The 21,390-nt window shown below is 69.4% G+C and carries 17 protein-coding genes; 10 read left to right on the top strand and 7 right to left on the bottom strand.

The genetic code is table 11. The features are described 5' to 3' along the window. Nucleotides 1-18 precede the first annotated feature (18 nt). A complete protein-coding gene (locus B1729_RS18865; RefSeq protein WP_163634327.1) occupies nucleotides 19-951 on the bottom strand; it encodes an HAD family hydrolase in 933 nt (310 codons plus the stop codon). Between the two features lie 193 nt (nucleotides 952-1,144). Here B1729_RS18865 and B1729_RS18870 point away from each other — a divergent pair, with 193 nt between their 5' ends. Together B1729_RS18870 and B1729_RS18875 are read left to right on the top strand one after the other, a co-directional pair. Next, entirely contained in the window at nucleotides 1,145-3,499 is a 2,355-nt protein-coding gene (locus B1729_RS18870) for an arylsulfatase (RefSeq protein ID WP_345770834.1), read from the top strand. Between the two features lie 102 nt (nucleotides 3,500-3,601). Further along, nucleotides 3,602-5,953: an arylsulfatase gene (locus B1729_RS18875; RefSeq protein ID WP_163634328.1), complete on the top strand. Its 2,352-nt coding sequence runs from the start codon at nucleotides 3,602-3,604 to the stop codon at nucleotides 5,951-5,953. 143 nt (nucleotides 5,954-6,096) lie between these two features. Here B1729_RS18875 and B1729_RS18880 read toward each other — a convergent pair whose 3' ends face one another. Beyond that, nucleotides 6,097-7,731, bottom strand: coding sequence for a SulP family inorganic anion transporter (locus B1729_RS18880; RefSeq protein ID WP_163634330.1), 1,635 nt, complete (start codon nucleotides 7,729-7,731; stop codon nucleotides 6,097-6,099). Between the two features lie 93 nt (nucleotides 7,732-7,824). Between B1729_RS18880 and cls the strand changes: the two genes are divergently transcribed. Both cls and B1729_RS18890 read left to right on the top strand, forming a co-directional pair. Continuing rightward, entirely contained in the window at nucleotides 7,825-9,321 is a 1,497-nt protein-coding gene (gene cls, locus B1729_RS18885) for a cardiolipin synthase (RefSeq protein ID WP_163634332.1), read from the top strand. A gap of 220 nt (nucleotides 9,322-9,541) precedes the next feature. After that, complete coding sequence (locus B1729_RS18890; RefSeq protein WP_163634334.1) at nucleotides 9,542-10,534, top strand: hypothetical protein; 993 nt, start codon at nucleotides 9,542-9,544, stop codon at nucleotides 10,532-10,534. Between the two features lie 167 nt (nucleotides 10,535-10,701). On the opposite strand, the gene B1729_RS18895 is transcribed toward B1729_RS18890, so the two are convergent. Beyond that, nucleotides 10,702-11,829, bottom strand: a complete 1,128-nt coding sequence (locus B1729_RS18895) for an AI-2E family transporter (protein ID WP_163615854.1) — start codon at nucleotides 11,827-11,829, stop codon at nucleotides 10,702-10,704. A 153-nt stretch (nucleotides 11,830-11,982) separates the two neighbouring features. Between B1729_RS18895 and B1729_RS18900 the strand changes: the two genes are divergently transcribed. The 3 genes from B1729_RS18900 to B1729_RS18910 are packed head-to-tail and all read left to right on the top strand — an operon-like array spanning nucleotide 11,983 to nucleotide 13,181. Then, nucleotides 11,983-12,369, top strand: a complete 387-nt coding sequence (locus B1729_RS18900; protein ID WP_163615853.1) for an SHOCT domain-containing protein — start codon at nucleotides 11,983-11,985, stop codon at nucleotides 12,367-12,369. 24 nt (nucleotides 12,370-12,393) lie between these two features. Continuing rightward, a complete protein-coding gene (locus B1729_RS18905) occupies nucleotides 12,394-12,813 on the top strand; it encodes a DUF6325 family protein (RefSeq protein ID WP_163615852.1) in 420 nt (139 codons plus the stop codon). Nucleotides 12,814-12,824: 11 nt separating this feature from the next. After that, entirely contained in the window at nucleotides 12,825-13,181 is a 357-nt protein-coding gene (locus B1729_RS18910; protein WP_239525527.1) for an SHOCT domain-containing protein, read from the top strand. A 71-nt stretch (nucleotides 13,182-13,252) separates the two neighbouring features. Here B1729_RS18910 and B1729_RS18915 read toward each other — a convergent pair whose 3' ends face one another. Then, nucleotides 13,253-14,059 carry a potassium channel family protein gene (locus B1729_RS18915; protein ID WP_163615851.1) on the bottom strand — a complete coding sequence of 269 codons (807 nt, stop codon included), beginning with the start codon at nucleotides 14,057-14,059 and terminating at the stop codon, nucleotides 13,253-13,255. A gap of 114 nt (nucleotides 14,060-14,173) precedes the next feature. On the opposite strand from B1729_RS18915, the gene B1729_RS18920 reads away from it, so the two are divergent. Continuing rightward, nucleotides 14,174-15,517 (top strand): ion channel protein, encoded by a 1,344-nt coding sequence (locus tag B1729_RS18920; RefSeq protein WP_163634336.1) that lies wholly within the window; start codon nucleotides 14,174-14,176, stop codon nucleotides 15,515-15,517. Here B1729_RS18920 and B1729_RS18925 read toward each other — a convergent pair. Both B1729_RS18925 and B1729_RS18930 read right to left on the bottom strand, forming a co-directional pair. Further along, entirely contained in the window at nucleotides 15,506-16,597 is a 1,092-nt protein-coding gene (locus B1729_RS18925; protein WP_163615849.1) for a DUF998 domain-containing protein, read from the bottom strand. The two genes, B1729_RS18920 and B1729_RS18925, sit on opposite strands and share 12 nt — an antisense overlap. A 46-nt stretch (nucleotides 16,598-16,643) precedes the next feature. Beyond that, on the bottom strand, nucleotides 16,644-17,738 hold the full coding sequence (locus B1729_RS18930; protein ID WP_163634338.1) for an AI-2E family transporter: 1,095 nt from the start codon (nucleotides 17,736-17,738) through the stop codon (nucleotides 16,644-16,646). 53 nt (nucleotides 17,739-17,791) lie between these two features. Between B1729_RS18930 and B1729_RS18935 the strand changes: the two genes are divergently transcribed. Continuing rightward, nucleotides 17,792-19,189 carry a DUF2252 domain-containing protein gene (locus B1729_RS18935; protein ID WP_163615847.1) on the top strand — a complete coding sequence of 466 codons (1,398 nt, stop codon included), beginning with the start codon at nucleotides 17,792-17,794 and terminating at the stop codon, nucleotides 19,187-19,189. 6 nt (nucleotides 19,190-19,195) lie between these two features. Here B1729_RS18935 and B1729_RS18940 read toward each other — a convergent pair whose 3' ends face one another. Continuing rightward, nucleotides 19,196-19,810 (bottom strand): TetR/AcrR family transcriptional regulator C-terminal domain-containing protein, encoded by a 615-nt coding sequence (locus tag B1729_RS18940; protein ID WP_163615846.1) that lies wholly within the window; start codon nucleotides 19,808-19,810, stop codon nucleotides 19,196-19,198. Between the two features lie 80 nt (nucleotides 19,811-19,890). Between B1729_RS18940 and B1729_RS18945 the strand changes: the two genes are divergently transcribed. Then, nucleotides 19,891-21,390: amidohydrolase (locus tag B1729_RS18945; RefSeq protein ID WP_163634340.1), on the top strand; the 1,500-nt coding region annotated here is incomplete at its 3' end.

Below are 21,390 nucleotides of genomic sequence, written 5' to 3' on the forward strand. Positions count from 1 at the left end.
CGAGCGAGACGAAACGCGTTACGCGCTCGGGAAGACCTGCGACCAGTCGTCGCGGACGCTCACCACGGTGAAGTCGTGGACGGATACCGCGGCCAGCGCCTTCTCGGCACCCTGGTCGTAGGGCGCGTCCCCGCGGCCGGTGTCATCGTCGTGGTGGATCAGCAGGCTGAGGCTGCGAGCGCCTCCTTGCGCGAACCGCAGCATGGGGATGTCGCCGTTCGAGTTGCCGCCGGCGAGGATCGGCCGCCGCCCGACGCGCATCCAGATGCGCACCGGCTTCTCGGGACCGTCGTCGAAGAAGTCGAGCTTGGGGACGTAGCGCACCACGTTCGCCTCCGCGTCGTAGGTGAGCCCCATGCCGGTGCCGACGACGCGCTCCGCCGGGATGCCGTAGTTCGCCTCGGTCATCGGACGCATGAAGTCCCGGTCGCCACCCGAGACGATGTACGTCGTGAAGCCGTTCGCCTCGAGCAGGCGGATGAGCTCGACCATCGGCTGATAGACCACCTGCGCGTACGGTGCGCCGAGGGTGAGGTGACGGGCATCGCGATAGAAGTCACTGACGGTTGCCGCGTACTCGTCGACGCTGATGCCGCCGGACGTCGCCGCCACCGCGGCGATGAGGAGGCCCAGTTCCGAGTCGTCGCCGGCGTAGTGCTTGTCGATCGCCGCCCCGAGCCACGAGAGGTCGCCGGTGACCGCCGCCTTGTACGGCTGACGCTCGGCGAGCGACGGATCGGCGTCGGCCGCGGCCTTCCACTGCTGCAGCAGGTAGGCGAGCTGCGTGGGCATCGGCTTCTCTGTCCACAGCGTCCCGTCGTTGTCGAACACCGCGACGCGCGCGTCCGGTGCGACGAAGTCCGGGCCGCCCTCCTCGGTGACGGCGGCGATGAAGTCGAGGATCGACGCGCGTGTCACGGTGTCGCGCCATGACGGCAGCAGGTCGGTCATGAAGGCGACTCTAGCCGCGACAGATGAGCCTCCGGGCCTGTCGACCGAAGGCGGGTGAAAGAGGAAACATACATCGCCGCAGCAGTGTCGTGATCCCGCGCATGCCGTCCTGGCGGCCTTCCCGGAGCTGCGGCTGCTGAGTCATAGAGTGACTCATGGGTCGCCTCCGACCCCGGCGCAGAAAGGCTCTCTCGTGACGGAAGAACTCCCCGGCAGCGTCCTCCCGATCCCCGACCAGGTCTACATCGGCCCGATGGTCATGGACGCGAAGAAGATGGAGGAGAAGCTCCCTCCGATCGAGATGAAGCGGCCACCGAAGCAGGCGCCCAACGTCCTCCTGGTCCTCCTCGACGACGTCGGCTTCGGCGCATCGAGCGCCTTCGGCGGGCCGGTCCCGATGCCGACGGCCGAGCGCATGGCCGGCGGAGGCCTCAAGTACAGCCGCTTCCACACCACCGCGATCTGCTCGCCGACGCGGGCCGCGATGCTCAGCGGCCGCAACCATCACCAAGTCGGAATGGGGCAGATCACCGAGACCGCTACGCCGTCGCCGGGCTACCGGTCGACCCGCCCGAACTCGTGCGTGCCGCTTCCCGAGATCCTGCGGCAGGCGGGCTACAACACGGCGCAGTTCGGCAAGTGCCACGAGGTCCCGGTGTGGGAGTCCGGGCCGACCGGCCCGTTCGACCACTGGCCCGCGTTCAGCGGCTTCGAGAAGTTCTACGGCTTCATCGGCGGCGAGACCAACCAGTGGACCCCCGCGCTGATCGACGGCGTCGGCTTCATCGAACCGCCGGATGACCCCGACTATCACCTCATGCCCGACCTCGCTGACAAGGCGATCGACTACATCAACCAGCAGAAGGCGCTCACGCCGGACAAGCCCTTCTTCGTGTATTTCGCCCCGGGGGCGACCCACGCCCCGCACCACGTGCCCACGGAGTGGATCGCCAAGCACAAGGGCAAGTACGACCAGGGCTGGGACGCCCTGCGTGAAGAGACCTTCGAACGCCAGAAGGCCCTCGGTGTCATCGCCGCCGACGCCGTGCTCACCGAGCGCAGCGAGGGCATCCCGTCGTGGGACTCCGTCCCCGACGAGCGCCGCCCGATCCTCGCCCACCAGATGGAGGTGTACGGCGCGTTCCTCGAGTACGCCGATCACCACACCGGTCGCGTGATCGATGCGATCGACAGGCTCGATCTGCTCGACGACACGCTCGTGCTCTACGTCATCGGCGACAACGGAGCCTCTGCCGAGGGCGGCCTCGAGGGCGCGTTCATGCTCTCGACAGCGGCGAACGGCGGTGCCGAGTACGAGACCGTCGAGTTCTGGCAGGAGAACCTCGACAAGATCGGCGGACCCGAGGCGTACAACCACTACGCGGTCGGCTGGGCGCACGCGATGTGCACCCCCTACCAGTGGACGAAGCAGGTCGCGAGCCACTACGGCGGCACCCGCAACGGCACGATCGTGCACTGGCCGTCGCAGATCGAGGCGCAGGGCGAGGTGCGCGACCAGTGGCACCATGTGATCGACGTCGCCCCGACGATCCTCGAGCTCGCGGGTCTCGCCCAGCCGCACACCGTCAACGGCGTCACGCAGATCCCCATGCACGGCACGTCGTTCGCATACTCGTTCAACGACAAGGCGGCCGACGAGCGTCACCACACCCAGTACTTCGAGATCATGGGCAACCGCGGAATCTACCACCGCGGCTGGACGGCGCAGACGCGCCACCGCACGCCCTGGGACGTCGTGAGCGCGGCTCCCGACTTCTCGGACGACGTGTGGGAGCTCTATGACACGAGCGTCGACTGGACCCAGTCGAACAACCTCGCGAAAGAGAACCCGGCGAAGCTCGCCGAGCTCCAGCAGCTGTTCCTGATCGAGGCCACCCGCTACAACGTCATCCCGCTCGACGACCGCGCCGCGCAGCGTATGAACCCCGAGTTCGCGGGGCGTCCGACCATCGTCAAGGGCGATACGCTGCGGCTGTTCGAGGGCATGACCCGACTCAACGAGAACGTCGCGATCAACGTCAAGAACCGCTCATGGTCGGTCACGGCGGAGGTCGTCGTGCCGGAGGGCGGTTCTCTCGACGGCGCGATCGTCGCCCAGGGCGGGCGCACGGGCGGGTGGTCGTTCTTCGCCGAAGGCGGGAAGCTCGGCTTCCACTACAACTACTGCGGACTGCTGCGCAGCACCGCACTCTCGACGGATGCCGTGGGCACAGGCACGCACCAGGTGCGGGCCGAGTTCGCGTACGCGGGCGGCGGAATCGGTCGGGGCGGCACGGTGACGCTGTACATCGACGGCACAGCGTCCGGAAGCGCCGAGGTCGAACGCACGCATCCGATGTACTTCTCGTTCGACGAAGGTCTGGACGTCGGCCGCGACACCGGCATGCCGGCGTACGAGGGATACAGCTCTCACCAGGGCGTCTTCACGGGAAGGATCGAGTGGGCCGAGATCGACCTCGGCGTCGACGACCACAGCCACCTGATCGACCCCGAGGAGTGGCTGCAAGCCGCCATGCGACACCAGTAGTCGCGCGACGAGGGTCGATGGCGGCATCCACCTTGGTCTGCCGGCCGCGACCCGCACTGCCGGCGAGTTGACCGCACCGCACGTCACCGACAGCATCGATGCATGGCCGACGTTCAGCGCAGCATCCTTCCGATCCCCGACCTCGCCTACACGGGCACGGTCACCTACGACGCGACCGACCCCGACACGCAGTATCCGCCGATCACCCCGATCCGACCGCCGGACGGTGCGCCGAACGTGCTCGTGGTGCTCATCGACGACACGGGCTTCGGCGCGTCGAGCGCCTTCGGCGGGCCCGTGCAGACGCCGAACTTCGAGCGCGTCGCGGCGGCCGGCCTGAAGTACACGCGCTTCCACACGACCGCACTGTGCTCGCCGACGCGCGCCGCTCTGCTGAGCGGCCGAAACCACCACACGGTCGGCATGGGCGGCATCACGGAGATCGCCACGTCCGCCCCCGGCTACAGCTCGGTACGACCCAACAACTGCGCCCCGCTCGCTGAGACGCTCAAGCTCAACGGCTACAACACCGCACAGTTCGGCAAATGCCACGAGGTACCCGTGTGGCAGGCCAGTGCGATCGGTCCGTTCGACGGGTGGCCGAGTCCCGGCAACGGCTTCGAGTACTTCTACGGCTTCATCGGCGGCGAGACCAACCAGTGGTATCCCGCGATCTATGAGAACACCACTCCCGTCGAGCCCTGGGGCACTCCCGAAGCGGGCTATCACTTCATGGGCGATATGACCGACAAGGCGATCGCCTGGACACGCGAGCAGAAGACCCTCGCCCCCGACGTGCCGTCGTTCGTGTATTTCGCGCCCGGCGCCACGCACGCCCCGCACCACGTCCCAGCCGAGTGGGCCGACAAGTACAAGGGCATGTTCGACCAGGGCTGGGACGAGGTGCGCAAGGAGACGTTCGCGCGCCAGCTCGAGCTGGGCGTCATCCCCGCCGACGCGGTCCTCACCGAGCGCAGCAAGGGCATCCCGGCGTGGGACGAGATGAGCGATCTGATCAAGCCCGCCCTCGCACGCCAGATGGAGGTCTACGCCGGGTTCCTCGCCTACGCCGACCATCATGTCGGCCGCCTTCTCGACGCGTACGAAGAGCTCGGCATCCTCGACGACACGCTGGTGTACGTGATCATCGGCGACAACGGCGCGAGCGCCGAGGGGTCGATGCACGGCACGACCAACGAGGGCTTCACCATCAACCACATGAACGACATCGAGACCGAGCAGTACGTCGCCGACCACATCGACGACATCGGCACGCCCAGCTCGTACAACCACTACGCGGTGGGCTGGGCGCACGCCATGGATACCCCTTACCAGTGGACCAAGCAGGTGGCGAGCCACTGGGGCGGCACCCGCAACGGCACGATCGTCAGTTGGCCGAACGGCGGGCTCGAGAAGGGCGGCATCCGCAACCAGTTCAGCCACGTGATCGACGTCGCCCCGACCGTGCTCGAAGCCGCCGGCATCCCGGAGCCGTCCACCGTCAACGGGGTCACGCAACGTCCGTACGAGGGCACCCCGATGAACTACACGTTCGCCGACGCGGATGCCGAGGACCGGCACACGACCCAGTACTTCGAGATGGTCGGCAACCGTGCGATCTATCACAAGGGCTGGACGGCCGTCGCGAAGCACAAGGACCCGTGGCTCGGCTCCGACCACGGGCTGGACGACGACGTCTGGGAGCTGTACAACGTCGACGTGGACTGGACGCAGTCCCACGACCTCGCGGCAGCCGAGCCCGAGAAGCTGGCCCACCTGCAGCAGCTGTTCCTCATCCAGGCGGCGCGCTTCAACGTCCTCCCGCTCGACATCCGCACGGCGGAGCGGTTCAATCCCGACCTCGCCGGCCGGCCCCAGCTCGTCGTCAGCGACAGCCAGAAGTTCTACCCCGGCATGAAGCGCCTGAGCGAGAACACCACGATCAACATCAAGAACAAGTCGTGGACGGTCACCGCCAAGGTGACGGTTCCGGATGCCGGCGCCGAGGGCGTGCTGATCGCCCAGGGCGGCGCCTACGGCGGCTGGTCGTTCTATGCGACGGGAGGCCGGCTCGCGTTCGCCTACAACCTGCTCGGGATCGCCGTGGACATCGTGCGGTCGGACGTTGCCGTCGCCGCCGGAGCGCACGAGCTGCGCGCGCACTTCGCCTACGACGGCGCCGGCCTCGGCAAGGGCGGGACCGTGACGCTGTTCGCCGACGACGAGCAGATCGGCCAGGGCCGCGTCGAGAAGACGATCCCCTTCCAGTTCACGTTCGACGAGACCGTGGATGTCGGGTGCGATCTCGCCTCGCCGGTCTCACCGGACTATGGCGCCCAGGGCAACGAGTTCACGGGCACGGTGGATTGGGTGCGCATCGACCTCGGCGACGACGACCATTCGCACCTCATCGACGACGAGCACAAGTTCGCCGTCGCCATGCTCAAGCAGTAGCCCCACCGGCAGTTCGAGGGAGCGGATGTCGCACGGCATCCGCTCCTTCTCCGTGGGCTCCCGCGATGTCGCGGGACGGAATCACCACGAGCGGGAGGATGCCTCGGCCGAGGCATCCGTCCCGTTCTTCGTTTCCCGGGTGCTTAGGCGGCGGCCGCCGTCAGCGCTTCCTCGACGGTGTCGTGTGCGCGCCCCGCATCACGGAGACCGGCGTACCAGGAGTCCTTGCCCGCGACGCTCGCCGCCGAGTCGGGGAGCGCCGCGAGGTGGAGCACGACATCCCGGCCGGCGAGCTCCCGGTCGAGGTCGGCGAGCATGTCGAGGACCGTCATCGTCACGACGTCCTGGCGCTCGAGGTCGAGCACGACCGCCGTCGCGGTCTCGTCGGCCGCGAGTCGGATGATCGCCTGCTCGTTCTCGAGCGCGTTGGCGGTGTAGAGCGCCCGCAGCAGGTGCACCGCGATGGCATCGCCCCGCCGCTCGTTCACCTCGAGCTTGGGGATGTTGAGCTCGCGCAGCACCAGGACGAGGGTCACGACGACGCCGACCCCGACGGCGGCGAGCAGACCGGCCGACAGCCCGATCAGCGCGACGCCCACGGCGATCCAGAAGTCGGTCGGGCTGATCCGGGCCCAGCGGACGAGCTCCGGGATGTCGATGAGGCCGATCACCGCGACGAACACCATGGCGGCGAGCGTCGCCTGGGGCAGCAGGCTCAGCACCGGGCCGAGGAACAGTGCGACCAGCACCGCCAGCGCCACCGTGACGAGCGTCGACACCTGCGTCTTCGCGCCGGCGCTCTGGTTGACGGCGCTCTGCGAGAACCCGCCGGCCGCCGGCATCGTGGAGAAGAATGCGCCGGCGACGTTGGCGGCGCCGGTGGCCATGAGCTCCTGGTTGCTGTCGATCTGCGGCTCGCTGATGCGACGGATGCCGCGCGCCACGGCCGCGGACTCGAGGAAGGCCATCACGGCGATCGCGAGCGCCCCCGGCACCAGCGCCGGCAGCGTCGACAACTCCGGGAGGCCCGGCAGGGGCAGGCCCGAGGGAACCGGCGCGATGAGGTCGACGCCCGCCTCCTCGAGCCCGGCGAAGGCGACGAGCAGGATGCCGGCCCCGACGACGATCAGCGCGCCCGGCACCTTCGGTGCGAACCGCTTGAGCAGCAGGAGTGTCGCGATCGAGGCCGCCGAGAGCGCGACGGTCGGCCAGTTCACGCTGTCGAACGCCTGCCCGACAGCGACGAGCGAGCGCAGGAACCCGTGACCCGAGAAGTCGTAGGTCTCGCCGAGGAGCTTCGGCAGCTGGCCGACGGCGACGGTCGCGCCGACGCCGATCTTCATGCCGAGCAGCGTCGCGCCGCTGATGTTCTCGACGAGTGAGCCGAGCTTGAAGAGCCGGGCGAGCAGCAGGAGCGCCCCGACGAGGAGGGTCAGCATCATCAGCGACCCGACGGCGTCGTACGGGTCGTCCGCCGAGGCTGCCACCCCCGCCGACACGAGGGTGGTCGCGGTGAGGGTCGCGATCGTCGAGGTGGTCGAGACGCTCATGGCGCGGCTGCCGCCGAGGAGGGCGTAGACCAGCATCGGCACGATGCAGGTGTAGAGGCCGATCTCGACCGGGAGGTTGGCGATCGTGGCGTAGGCCATGGCCTGCGGAACGACGACGGCGCCTGCTGAGAGCCCGCCGACGACATCGGGTGCGAGCCACTCGCGGCGGTATCCGGCGAGGGTCGGCAGCACCCGGCGCGGACGCGGGGCGGGCGCGGTCATCGTCATGAGCCGAATCTACCCAGCGACCGGCACGGGCCGACGTCCCGGCGCGGTGTCCGGTTGCTGTGTCCCGTCGCGGAAGGGTGCCACACTACGGACGTGGACTCCACCTTCCTCGCCAACCTGTCCTGGTCCCTCGCCGTCCTCGTGCACGCCGCGATCATTATCACGGCGCTCATCGTGATCCCGCGCGGGCGCAAGCCCACGGCGGCGATGGCCTGGATCCTGCTGATCGTGATCCTCCCCGGCATCGGTGTCGTGCTGTATCTGGTGATCGGGAGCGTGCGCCTCCCCGAGAAGCGGCGCGCCGAGCAGGCCCGCATCGATGGGATCATCCGCGGCAGGGTGCAGCAGAACGCCCTCGCGATGACAGACGCCGAGTGGCCCCGGTGGTTCCAGCGCGTCGTGCAGCAGAACGAGGAGCTCACGGCTCTTCCCGCGTCGACGGGCAACGCGGCCTCGCTGTACGGGGACTACCAGGCGTCGATCGACGCGATGGCCGCCGAGATCGACACGGCCACGAGCTTCGTGCACGTCGAGTTCTTCATCGTCGCGTGGGACGACACCACGCGCGGCTTCTTCGCCGCCATGGAGCGCGCGGTGGCCCGCGGTGTGTCGGTGCGCCTGCTCGCCGATTACGTCTCGACGCGCCGGCTCGGCAACTCCAAGGAGACGCTGGCGGAGCTCGATCGCATCGGCGTGACCTGGGCATGGATGCTGCCGGTGATGCCCTTCCAGGGCAAGTACCAGCGCCCCGACCTGCGCAACCACCGCAAGATCGTCGTCGTGGACGGACGCGTCGGCTTCATGGGCTCGCAGAACCTCATCTCGCGGGACTACGACTCGGAGAAGAACATCAAGCGCGGGCTGAAGTGGCAGGAGCTCATGACACGGCTGACCGGCCCGGTGGTCGCGTCGGTCAACGCCGTGTTCCTGTCGGACTGGCTGATCGAGACCGGCGAGGACCTCTCGGCGACCGAGCACCTGGCGCCGGATGCGATCGAGACGACAAGCGCTGGGGGTGCCGGTGCGTCCGGCACCGACGGGCTGCTGTGCCAGGTGGTGCCGAGCGGACCCGGATACGACACCGAGAACAACCTGCGCCTCTTCCTGTCGCTCATCTACGGCGCGACCGAGAAGGTCATCATCACGAGCCCCTACTTCGTGCCCGACGAAGCGATGGTCTACGCCATCACCACGGCCTGCCAGCGCGGGATCGAGGTGCAGCTGTTCGTCTCCGAGATCGGCGATCAGTTCATGGTGTGGCACGCGCAGCGCTCGTACTACACGGCGCTGCTCGAGGCCGGCGTGCGGATCTTCCTCTACCCCGCGCCGTTCATCCTGCACTCGAAGCACTTCTCGATCGACGACGACATCGCCGTCATCGGCTCCAGCAACATGGACATCCGCTCGTTCAGCCTCAACAACGAGGTCTCGCTGATGGTGCGCGGCGCGTCGTTCGTCGCCGGCATGCGCGAGGTCGAACAGGGCTATCGCGACGCGGGTCGCGAGCTCACGCTCGAGGAGTGGCGCCGCGAGCCCGCCAAGGCGACGTTCCTCGACGGCCTCATGCGCCTCACCTCCGCCCTCAACTGACGCGCGGCTCCCCGCGCGCTCGAAACCGGGGATCTACTCCGTCGAGCCACGGGATTTTCGTCGAGACCGATGGCACCGCCCTCGATCTCGACGAAGGTCCCCTGCCTCGCCGGGATACTGTCTCCTCCACAGGTGGGGCGAGACGCCGGTGTGGCACGCACTTTCCCCGCCCGCCGCTGATCGGCCGCAGGCTCGACCGGCGAGGCCACAGGCTCGGGACATGACAGCCGACCCCTCTGCCGCGTTGCTCCTGAGTCGCGAGTTGCCGTTCGACGTCGTGCGACGGGATCGCGACTCGCGACTGCAACGCATCCGGGCGGGCGTGTACCTCCGCAAAGACATCTGGGTCGGCCTGAAACCCTGGGAACGATATCGGATGCGCGTCCTCGCCGTCGCGCGCACGTGGAAGGCGCCGGTGTTCTGCCTCGAGTCTGCGGCCGTGCTGCAGGGCCTTCCGATCTTCGGCGAGCCGGCGCACATCCACGTGCTGAGCGCCGACGGCAGGTCGTGGTCGGAAGGCGACGTCGTTGTGCACGGTTCCACCGATGACCGGAAGGTGTCGGATGCCGTGGGCCACTGCGCGACGTCGATCACCGAGACCGCGGTCGATCTGGCTCGTGTGCTTCCTCCGGCTTTCGCTCTGGCCGTCGTGGACGCAGCCGCGCGCATCCTCGCGGCGGGCGGAGGTTCGCTCGATGTCAGCGCACACGGCCGTTCGCAGGCGAACCGCCGTGGCGTCCGACAGCTGGACTGGGTGCACGCGCGCGCCACCGCCGAGTCCGAGTCGGCGGGAGAGTCCGTGAGCAGGGCGGTCATCGAGTGGCTCGGCTATGAGGAACCGGAACCACAGCGTGAGTTCTTCTACGAAGGTGTGACAGACCGCTGCGATTTCTACTGGCGTCGCCTCCGCATCATCGGCGAATCCGACGGCTACGGAAAGTACGATGCTGCCGACCCGAAGGCGATGAAGGCCCACTTCGTCCGAGAGAAGCAACGCGAAGATCGGCTCCGCCGGCATGAGGGCGGCTTCGCCCGCTGGGATTGGGGCGACACCCTGAGGTTCGAAGCGCTCGACGGGAAGCTGCGCGACGCAGGCTTGGTACCGCTGTACCCCCGACAGCCCTGGCTGCTCAGCACCCTCGCGCACAACCCGAGGTCGGCCGTCAGGCCGACCGGACGGCAGCCCCGCGTCGAGCGAGCCTCTGCACGCTGAGACCGGGGATACGCCCACCGAGACCGGTGATTCGCGGCGAAACCGTGGACGGCGCCCTATGTTTCGCGGGAAATCCCCTGGTTCGCCGGACTCGGCGGGCGACCGACCGCCGCGGGTGCCGCGGGCCGCGGGCGCCGCGGGCCGCGGCATCCGCGTGCCATCCCGCGTCAGACCTTGAGGTTCTGACGGGGGACGACGACCTCGCGGATGATCAGGAGGATCGACGCCATCACCGGCAGCGCCACCAGGACGCCGACGATGCCGGCCAGCGCCCCACCGGCGAGGGCGCCGATCAGCACCAGGGCCGCCGGGATCGCGATCGCCTTGTTCATGACACGGGGGCTGATGACGTACGACTCCAGCTGGATGTAGATCAGGTAGGCGACGAAGAAGATGAGGGCCTGGGTGGGGCTCGAGAACAGCGCGATGATCGAGGCGAAGATCCAGAAGATCACCGAGCCGAACAGCGGGACGAGGGTGATCACGAACGCGATCACCGCCATGAGCGCCGGAAACGGCAGTCCGATGGCCACATGCAGGATGAAGACGGCCGCGGCGTTGAGGGACGAGAGGATCACCGAGCCGATCAGCGCGCTGCCCACCGAACCGGTGATGCGCTCAGTGAGGTCCTCGAGGCGAATGCGGCTGCGCGCCGGCGCGAGTGCGTAGAGGGCCTGCTTGGCCGCCGACAGCGAGGCGAGGAAGTAAAGGGTCAGGGCGATCACGATGAAGCTCGCCGAGATCCCGGCCACGAAGCCGACACCGACGGCCAGCACGCCGCCGCCGAGCATCGCGATGGTGGACGGGGCGGAGATCCAGTCGGCGAGCTGGCCCATACCCGCGAGCACCGCGGCCTGCCCGTCGGGGGTGAGCTGCGCGAACCAATCCGACTGCGGGATGTTCTCGACGCCCTCCGGGATCGCCTCGACCAGCTGCACCACCTGCGCGATGACGGGCGGGAGCACGAAGACGAAGAACGCGACCGCCACGAGGGCGAATCCGCAGAACACGATGGCGATGCCGAGGCCGCGCTTGACCTTATGGCGCTCGAGCATCCGCACGATCGGGTCGAGCCCGAGTGCGAGGAACATCGCCAGCACGATGTAGACCAGGATCGTCGAGATCGAGCCGATGGCCGAGCCGAGCACGAGCGCCCCGAGAACGCCGATCGTCGCGAGGAACCCTATGGCGAGGGGATGATCGAGCGCGGCGAGGACACGCGTGAAGCGATTGGGGGGTGCTTCCGCGACCGCGGGGACCACGTCGAAGTCGGATCCGTGCGGTTCGTCGGTCATGGGGACATGATGCCGTCAACCGGCCCCGAAATCATCCCAAACGCGTCATGTCGATCGGCGTGTTTGGCGGTAGTCTCCGAATCAGGGCACCGCGAGGGACGCGGTGCCTGCAACTGCACAACGACGGTCGACCCGTCGAGAAAGCTGGTATCCATGGGCGGCTTCTGGGATTTCATCGCCTGGATGTTCTGGATCTTCGTGTTCGTCGCGTATCTGATGGTGATCTTCTCGATCATCGGAGACATCTTCCGCGACGACAAGCTGAGCGGATGGCTGAAGGCCGTCTGGATCCTCTTCCTGATCTTCGTGCCCTTCCTGACCGCATTGGTCTACCTGATCGCGCGCGGCAACAGCATGCAGCAGCGCTCGATCGCGCAGGCGCAGCAGCTCCGTTCGGCGCAGGACGCGTACATCCGGCAGACCGCGGGCTCCGGAGCGAGCGCCGCAGATGACATCGCCAAAGCGAAGACGCTTCTCGACTCGGGTGCGATCACCCAGGCCGAGTTCGACACCCTCAAGGCCAAGGCGCTCGCTGCCTAGCGAGCTCCGGAGACAGGAGAAGACATGACGACGTTCGACTACGGCCCCATCGAGTTCTACGCGATCGCCTTCGAGGGCGACCGCCCCGGCCCGGCGGTGCTCCAGGCGATCGACGATCTCGTGGCCTCGGGCACGGTCAACGTGCTCGACCTCGTCTTCGCACGTCGGTCGCCGGAGGGAGAGCTCGAGATCCTCGAGCTGTCCGACACGATCGACGACGGCGGCGCGCCCTCGCTCGACCTCGCCGGACTCGCGGGCCAGGACGACATCCTGTACCTCGCGGAGAACCTCCAGCCGGGCTCGTCGGCGGCGATCCTCGTCATCGAGCTGCTGTGGGCGAAGGCGTTCGCGTCGGCGCTCTACGACGCCGGCGGTGCCGTCATCGCGCGGGAAGGCATCCCCGCACCGATCGTCAACGCGTTCCTCTCCGAGAACGCCGACTGAAGGAGGAAGACATGCCACTGAGAAGAATGGGTCGTCCCGGTCTGATCGGCCTCGCCGCACGCACCGCCGTGGTCGCCGGCACGGCCACCGCCGTGTCGGGAGGCATGCAGCGCCACCAGCAGGAGAAGGCGTACGCGCAGTCCGAGCAGCAGGCGTACGAGGCCCAGCAGCAGCAGGCAGCGATGGATGCCGCCGCCGCGCAGGCCGTCGCCAACGCGCAGGCCGCAGCACCGGCTGCCGCCGCGCCCGCCGCTCCGGCCGGTGGCGACGACATGATGGCCAAGATCAGCCAGCTCGCCCAGCTGCACGCGCAGGGCATCCTGTCGGACGAGGAGTTCGCGGCCGCGAAGGCCAAGCTGCTGTCCTGACAGCCGCTCGCACGACGAGGGCCGCGCCCATCCGGGCGCGGCCCTCGTCGCGTCGCTCCGGTCGTCGGCGATCAGCCGCCGGGGCGCTCGTCGCCGCCGTCACCGAGCGCACCGTGGTCACGCTCGCCGCCGCCGCCTTCGCCGCGCCCGCCCGCGCCCCCGTGCCCGTTCGCGCCGCCGGCGGCGCTCTGAGCGGTGAGCGCGTCGATCTTGTCCATGAGCAACCGCACCTGTGCCCTGGTCGCGGGCTCCTGGTCGTCGTGCTCGCGCGACGCGCGCTCCAGCACCCACGAGGCCAGTGTCGCCGTGATCACGCCGGCCAGCGCGACCCCGCCGAGCATGAGCCCCACGGCCACCCAGCGGCCGGCATCCGTCACCGGCACGTAGTCGCCGTAGCCCGTCGTCGTGACGGTCACGCACGACCACCACAGCGCGATGCCGAAGGTCGTGATGTCGGCGTCGGGCGCGTGCCGCTCGGCTTCGAGCACCGCGAGCGACGCGATGTAGATCAGGATGACGGAGGCCCCGGCCCCGTAGACGAGGATCTGCGTGCGCAGCACCCCGCCGGCCGTCGTCTTCATGCCGGGGAGCCGGGTCATGAAGCGCAGCAGCCTCACGAGGCGCAGGACAGGGATCAGCGCGAAGGCGAGAGCGGGCAGGTGGTGGCGGAACCACACACGCCGGTTGGTCGCGAGCGCCAGGCGCACGAGGTAGTCGGCGATGAACATGGCCCACGTCACGAGGATCACCGTCGACGCGATCACGCGGCCCGGCCCCTGCAGATCAGCGATCACGCGCCACGAGTAGGCGATCAGATACGCCAGCGAGGCGATGATGAGCGGCAGCGCGGTGCGCTTGTGCCAGGCGGTCTCCTCCACATGCGAATTGTGCCCTGGTATTGCCGCCCGTCACCGTACCGGCGCGCCCGCGGCGATGCAGCAGTGCACGTGGGCTGGTCGCCGCATGCGTGCGGCGCCCGCTATCGTGTGCCCATGCCCGGCCCCACTGCCGCCTCGCCCGCACCGGCCACTTCCCCGGGTCCGCAGCTCACCGTCCGCCGACTGGTGCTGCTGTCGATCCCCGCTCTCCTCATCGGCGTGCTGTCGGCGCTGTCGCTCTGGCTGCTCGAGCAGATCGCCGATCGGCTCGACGACGTGCTGTGGACGACCACGCCCCAGGCGCTGGGCATCTCGTCCGACTCGCCGTGGTGGATCTTCACGGTGCTGACGGCGACCGGCATCGCCGTCGGGCTCGTGGTGTGGCTCGTGCCCGGCCATGCCGGCCCCGACTCCGCGACCACAGAGCTCGCCGCGAAGCCGCTGCAGCTGTGGGTGCTGCCCGGACTCGTCGTCGTCGTGGTCCTCAGCCTCGCGGGCGGCGTGAGCCTGGGACCCGAGAACCCGATCATCGCCGTCAACGTCTCTCTCGCGATCGCGCTCGTCGCGCGCGTCGCCAAGGCGGTGCCTCCCGAGCTGACCGCCGCGCTGGCAATCTCCGCCACGATCGGCGCGCTGTTCGGCACCCCGGTCGCCGCAGCGCTCGTCTTCACCGGCATGGTCGGCGAATTCAAGATGGGCGGATCGCTCTGGGACAAGCTGTTCCTCCCGCTCGTCGCGGCCGGAGCCGGGTCGGTGACGACCTTCCTCCTCGGCGGCGGGTTCGGGACGGCGACGCCCCTCGCCCCCTACGGGACACCGCAGCCGTTCGATCTGCTGCTCGGAGCGATCGTCGCCTGCGCGGCTGCGGCCTTCGGGGTGGTCGGGATCTACCTCTTTCCCCTGGTGCACCGCGCCTTCCACGCGCTGCGGCATCCGATGCTCTACATCACGCTCGGCGGTGTGGTGCTGGGTCTGCTGGGCATGATCGGCGGGCCGATCACGCTGTTCAAGGGACTCGAGCAGAGCGGCGAGCTCCTCGCCGACCCCGACGCGTATCCACCCGGTCAGCTGACGGTGATCCTGCTCGTCAAGATGGCCGCGCTCGTCGTGGCGGCATCTGCCGGCTTCCGCGGCGGCCGCATCTTCCCGGCCGTGTTCCTCGGGGTCGCGGCCGGGCTGCTGGGCGGCGCGCTTCTGCCGGGTCTGCCGTTGTCGCTCGCGGTCGCCTGCGGAGTGCTCGGCGTCGTGCTGGCGATCGCCCGCGACGGCTGGGTGGCGCTCTTCGTGGCCGTCGCGATGGTCGGTGACGTGACCGTGCTGCCGATGCTGTGCATCATCGTGCTGCCCGCCTGGCTCGTCGTCACGGGGGCACGCGAAATGCTCATCACGCCCACCGACCTCGCACGGGAGCGCCCGGAGGCCTCACTCCCCTGGTCTGGATCCCGCTCAGCGGGCTGATGGCTCGTGGCGCGCGTCCTGCGCCAGGGCGGCGGCGTTGCGGATGAACAGCACGATCCAGGTGAAGACCAGGATGCCGGCGACGAGCTCGACGGCCGTCAGCGTGTAGTAGCCGACGAAGAAGAACACCGCGAGCAGCAGCGTGACCGCGAGGAACAGCCAGCCGAGGGCGACGAAGGCCCGCGGCATCGACGGGATCCACCGCGGCAGGGCGATGACGAGCACGCCGTACGCGACCACCATGCCGGACGCGACGCCGGTGTGGAGCCCGAAGAACTGATCCACGGGGAACAGGCCGACCATGCCGAGGAACACGCCGACCACGATGAGCGTGAGGCGCACACGGGCGATGCCCTTCGGATGGGTGGTGGGGATGCCCCGTGTGGAGTACCGCGCGAGCGTGGTCACGAGAAAGCCCGCCACGATGATCGTGATGTTGAAGGCGAACGCCGACACGTTCGAAGACATGCCGAGAGCGCTCAGGTTGTCTTTCCACCAGTCCGGGTCGCTGGCGGTGAGCATGCTGGCGAGCACGCCGAAGACGAGGAACACCGCGAGGACGACCGCGAGCAGCTGCAGATCCATGTGGGTCGCGGAGTAGAACGCGAGGTAGGCCGTCATCGCCGAGGTCGCGCCGGAGAGGATGAGCACGGCCAGCGGGAACACCTCCGCCCCGATGAACGCGTCCTCGAGGATCACTGCCAGCAGCGTCCAGCCGAGGAGCGCGATGACGGCGTGGGCGAAGGCCAGTGCGGCGACGTCGACGTAGTCGAGCGGCGTGAGGCGCCGGTGCACACCCTGACGGTGGGCGAGGATCCGGCCTCCGATCACCGCGAGGAATGCCACGATCCCGGCCGCGATCGCTGCGAATTGGCCCGCCGAGCCCGGACCGGAGATCGGGGCCGGCTGGAAGCCGAACGCGACCATCGCCGCGATGGCCACGATGACGAACGAGACCGCGCCCACGCCGAGCGCGAGCGACTCGAGCGAGCGCTCGCTGAACCGGTCGAGCACGCGTGGCGGGCGGTGAGTCTGCGGGTGCCCCTCGGGCGAAGGCAGATCGAGCGAAATCTGGGTCATGACTGTCTCCGTGCGGGGTGCGATCGGGTCGGGTGGAGCGGATGGATCAGGAACGCGGGAGCGGATCGCGGGCGGCCGAGGCCGGGTTGGCCGTGCGATCGCCCGAGAGCCATCGCAGCCACAACGAGCCCGGATCGCCCTCGAGCACGAGGGCCCGGACGAACAGGGTGAGGGGGATGGAGAGGATCGCGCCGAGCGGGCCGATCACGAACGTCCAGAAGATCACCGAGAAGAAGCTCAGCGTGAGGCTGAGGTCGACGGCGTCGCTCACGAACTTCGGCTGCACCAGCACCTGCAGCACGACGTTGACGACGCTGTAGATCGCGATCACCGCGAGCAGCATCGGCCATCCGCCGACCACGAAGCCCAGCACGGCGGGCGGGATCAGCCCGAGCACGAAGCCGATGTTCGGCACGAAGTTGGTGACGAAGGCGAGCACAGCCCACACGATGGGCGCCGGCACGCCGAGCGCCCAGAGTGCCAGGCCGTCGATGATCGCCACGACGGCACCGAACGACGCGTTCACGACGTAGTAGCGACGGATGCCGGTGTTCAGGCGTCCGATCCGGGCCAGCGCGGGCCGACGGGCTGCGCCGAACACGCGCTCGGCGTCGCGATACCGCGCCGCGTCCGCGGCCATGAAGATGATGTACGACACGACGAAGAAGAGGGCCGTCGCGACGCCGATCACCGTGCCGCCGACGCTGGAGGCGAGACGGACGATCGCCGAGGGGTCGAGGACGGAGGCCGCGGCATCCGTCGCCTCCTGATCGAGTCCGGCGGACTGCAGCCAGGCCAGGAAGCCGTCGAGGCTGGAACGCAGCTGGTCGAGGTAGTCGGCGACGAGCCGGGCGAACTGGACCCCCGCGACCCACAGCAGGAGGCCCATCACCACGAGTACGAGGTAGGCGACCAGGATGACGGCGGTGGTGCCGGTCCAGCGAGGCCAGCCGCGGCGCTCGAGCGGCCGGCGGACGGGCTCGCAGATGACGACCAGCACCACCGCGAGCGCGAGCGGCCCGATGAGGCTTCGAGCGAAGTACACACCGGCGAGCACCACCACGGTCGTCGCGAGCACGACGAGTACGCGCAGCCCCGGCGAGAGGGCGGGGGGCGGAGCGGCGGGCGCGGGGCGGGTCACGCGGTCAGGCTACCGCCCTTACGAGCGACGGGGCGCAGTGCCACACTGGGCGCATGTCAACGACCGTCGAGTCGCCGATCGGGCGCACGTGGGCCCCTCTGCCGTCTTATGCCGACCATGTCGCGGAAGGCCGCGCTGCGCGGGAGCAGAATCCTCGCGAGGCGCTCGCCGAGCTGCCGACGAACGACCGTGATCCGATGGGCATCCTGGACGCCCAGGACGCCGACCGGGTTCCGGAGCTCGTTCCCCTGCGCACCGAGCGCATGGCGGCGAGCGCCTTCGCGTTCTACCGCGGAACCGCCGCCCTCATGGCCGCCGACCTCGCCCGCTCACCGAGCAGCGGCGTGAGCGTCGGGTCGTGCGGCGACGCGCACGTGTCGAACTTCGGGCTGTACGCGTCACCTCAGCGGACGCTGGTCTTCGACCTCAACGATTTCGACGAGTCCGCGTGGGCGCCGTGGGAGTGGGACGTCAAGCGACTGGTCGCCAGCATCGTCATCGCCGGGCAGTCGACCGGGCGCACCGACTCGGTCATCCGCGAGGCGTCGCTCGATGCGGTGCGCGTCTACGCGCGCTCCATCGGCGCGGGCGCCAAGCGCAGCCCGCTCAAGCGCTACTACGACCGCTTCGACGCCCTGGCCGCCGAGCGAGCCGTGGACGACCAGACGCGCGCCGCCATCGACTCCGCGATCAAGGAGGCGGAGAAGCGCACCGGCGCGCGTGCCGCGAAGAAGATGACGCAGCTCGACGCCGAGGGTCGGATCGTCTTCGTCGAGGCGCCGCCGACGATGACCCACATCGACGCCGAGTCGGAGGAGCGCGTCCTCCGCGTCTTCGACCAGTACGTGCAGACGGCGAACATCGACATCCGGGCGCTGCTGCAGAAGTACCGTCTGTCGGACATCGCCCTGCGCGTGGTGGGAGTTGGCAGCGTCGGAACGCGATGCTTCGTGATCGCCATGCAGGACGGAGACGACGGCGTCCTGCTGCTGCAGGGCAAGGAGGCGGGCAGGAGCGTGCTGATCGAGCACGGGAAGGCCGAGCAGCCGGAGTCCGTCTCCCGGTTCATCGACCAGTACGGCGACGGCGGGCGTGTGGTCGGGATGCAGCGCATCCTCCAGGCCGTGTCGGACCCGTTCCTCGGCTTCGTGGGCCGCACGACGTACGGGGCGCAGCGGGACTTCTACGTCCGTCAGTTCCGCGACAAGAAGGGCGGGTTCGACATGGACGCACTCGACGACAAGGGGTTCCTCTGGTACGCCGACGCCTGCGCGGCGACCTTGGCTCGCGCGCACGGCCAATCCCCTGCCTCCGCCGCCGTGGCGGGGTATCTCGGAGGGGGCCGCGTCGCGGGCGAGGCGATCCTCGAATGGGCCTCCGCGTACGCCGACCTCTCCCGCGCGGACTGGCAGCTGTTCCGGACGCACCGCGGCGTGGAGGCGGCTGCCTGACGGGGCTCAGCGAGCGCGAAGGCCGTCTCTGCGCACGCGCAGCGAGGCGACCAGCATCTCGAGCCCGATCTCGAAGGCGGCATCGCTGCGCTCGGCGCCGCGGGCGGCATCCGTGATCAGTCGCCCGAGAGTCGTCGTGGGAGTGTCCGGTTGCCACACCTCGGCGGGAGAAGCGAGGTCGAGGCCGAATCCGATGGCGTAGGCGTCCACGATCGCGACGATCGCCAGCACTTCGCCGTCGGGGACGCCGGCGTCGACCAGCGCGGTGGCCAGATGGTCGTACTGAGCGATCACACCCGGGTCGGTGATGGTCTTCCCGACGATGAGCGGGACGATGAGCGGATGCTCGGCGTACAGCCGCCGCAGGGCCCGCACGGTGCCGGTGATCACGGTCTCCCAGTCCCCCGTCACCGCCGCCGGCAGGTAGCGCCGCGAGAGGCGACCGCGCATGAGCTCGATGATGGCGTCCTTGCCGTCCACGTGGTTGTAGAGGGACGACGGCGTGACGCCGAGACGGCGCGCGAGCGCGTTGACGCCGAACTGCTCGCCCGAGTCGGCGAGCTCGATGGCGGCGTCGGCGATGAGCTCGACTGACAGCAGGTTCACTCTGGGCCTCGGCATTCGTCCTCCATGAGGCAGAATAACGAATGGTATTCGTTTAGCGGACCGCGAGGCGGTTCCGGGCACAGGGAGGTTCCCGCATGACCGCGACGGTCTACACCGGAGGGCGCATCTTCACCGCGGGGGCGGAGCCCTGGGCCGAGGCGCTCGTCGTCGACGGCCAGACGGTCGTGTTCGCGGGCGACACCGCGCGCGCGACGGCCGCGGCAGGACCGGATGCCGCCACCATCGACCTCGACGGCCGCCTGCTGCTGCCGGGCTTCACCGACGCGCACACGCATCTCGTGATGATGGGCGAGGCGCTCGGTCGGGTCGGGCTCACCGACGCGCGCACGCTGGAAGAGATCCAGGAACGCCTGCGTACGGCGCGTGCGGCGAAGCCGGGGGCCGCGCGGCTGCTCGGCCGCGGCTGGCTCTTCGACTCGGTGCCCGGCGGCGTCCCCACGGCCGCCATGGTCGACGCGGCCGTGGCCGACGTGCCGGTGTACCTCGACGCCAACGACTACCACTCGTGCTGGCTCAACTCGGCCGCCCTCGCCGAGGTCGGGATCACGCGCGAGACCCCCGACCCGCTCGGCGGCCGCATCGGGCGCGACGCCGACGGCGAGCCCGACGGCATGCTGTACGAGACCGCCGCCCAGGCCCACGCGTGGGCGTTCCTGGCGGAGCAGACCGACGACGCCGACCGGGACGCGGCGGTCGAGCGCACCCTCGCCGCCTACGCGGCGACGGGCGTGACCGGGGCGGTCGACATGGCGTTCGACGAACTCGGGCTCGCCGCGTTCCGGCGGGCGGCCGAACGCCGCGGCGGGCGCCTGCCGCTCCGGGTCGCGGCGCATTGGTTCGTCGAGAACACCGGCGACGAAGCGGCGAACCTCGCGCAGGTCGCGCGCGCCGTCGAGCTCGCCGAGACAGTGCGATCGCCGTGGCTGCGGATCGTCGGCATCAAGCTCGTGGTCGACGGCGTCATCGATGCGTGCACGGCCGCGATGCGGCATCCGTATTCCGACGGGTCGAACGCCGAGCCGATCTGGCCGCTCGCCGACATGAAGCCCGTCGTCGCCGCAGCCGATGCCGCGGGCCTGCAGGTGGCACTGCACGCGATCGGCGACCTCGCGAGCGACATCGCCCTCGACGCGCTCGAGCACGCGGCGGAGGCCAACGGCTCCCGGGCGCGCCGGCACCGCATCGAGCACCTCGAATACGCGGCTCCCGGCACGGCCGAGCGGATGGCGCGGCTGGGCGTCACCGCGTCGATGCAGCCCGTGCACGCCGACCCCGCGATCTTCGACAACTGGGCCGCGATGCTCGGCGACGAGCGGGTCGACCGCGCCTTCGCGTGGCCCGAGTACGTCGCGGCAGGTGCGCTGCTCGCGTTCTCGACGGACGCGCCGACCGCGCCCCACGAGGCCCTCCCCAACATGTACATCGCGGCGACGCGCAGGTCGGCCCTCGACGGGTCGTTCGCTCCGCGGCATCCGCAGTTCGCACTGCCGCTCGAGCAGGCGCTCGCTCACGCGACGAGGGATGCCGCGGCCTCCGTCGGCGACGGCGCCACGCGCGGGCGGCTCGAGGCGGGC

This window comes from Microbacterium sp. B35-04, from assembly GCF_010634885.1.
GTDB lineage: Bacteria > Actinomycetota > Actinomycetes > Actinomycetales > Microbacteriaceae > Microbacterium.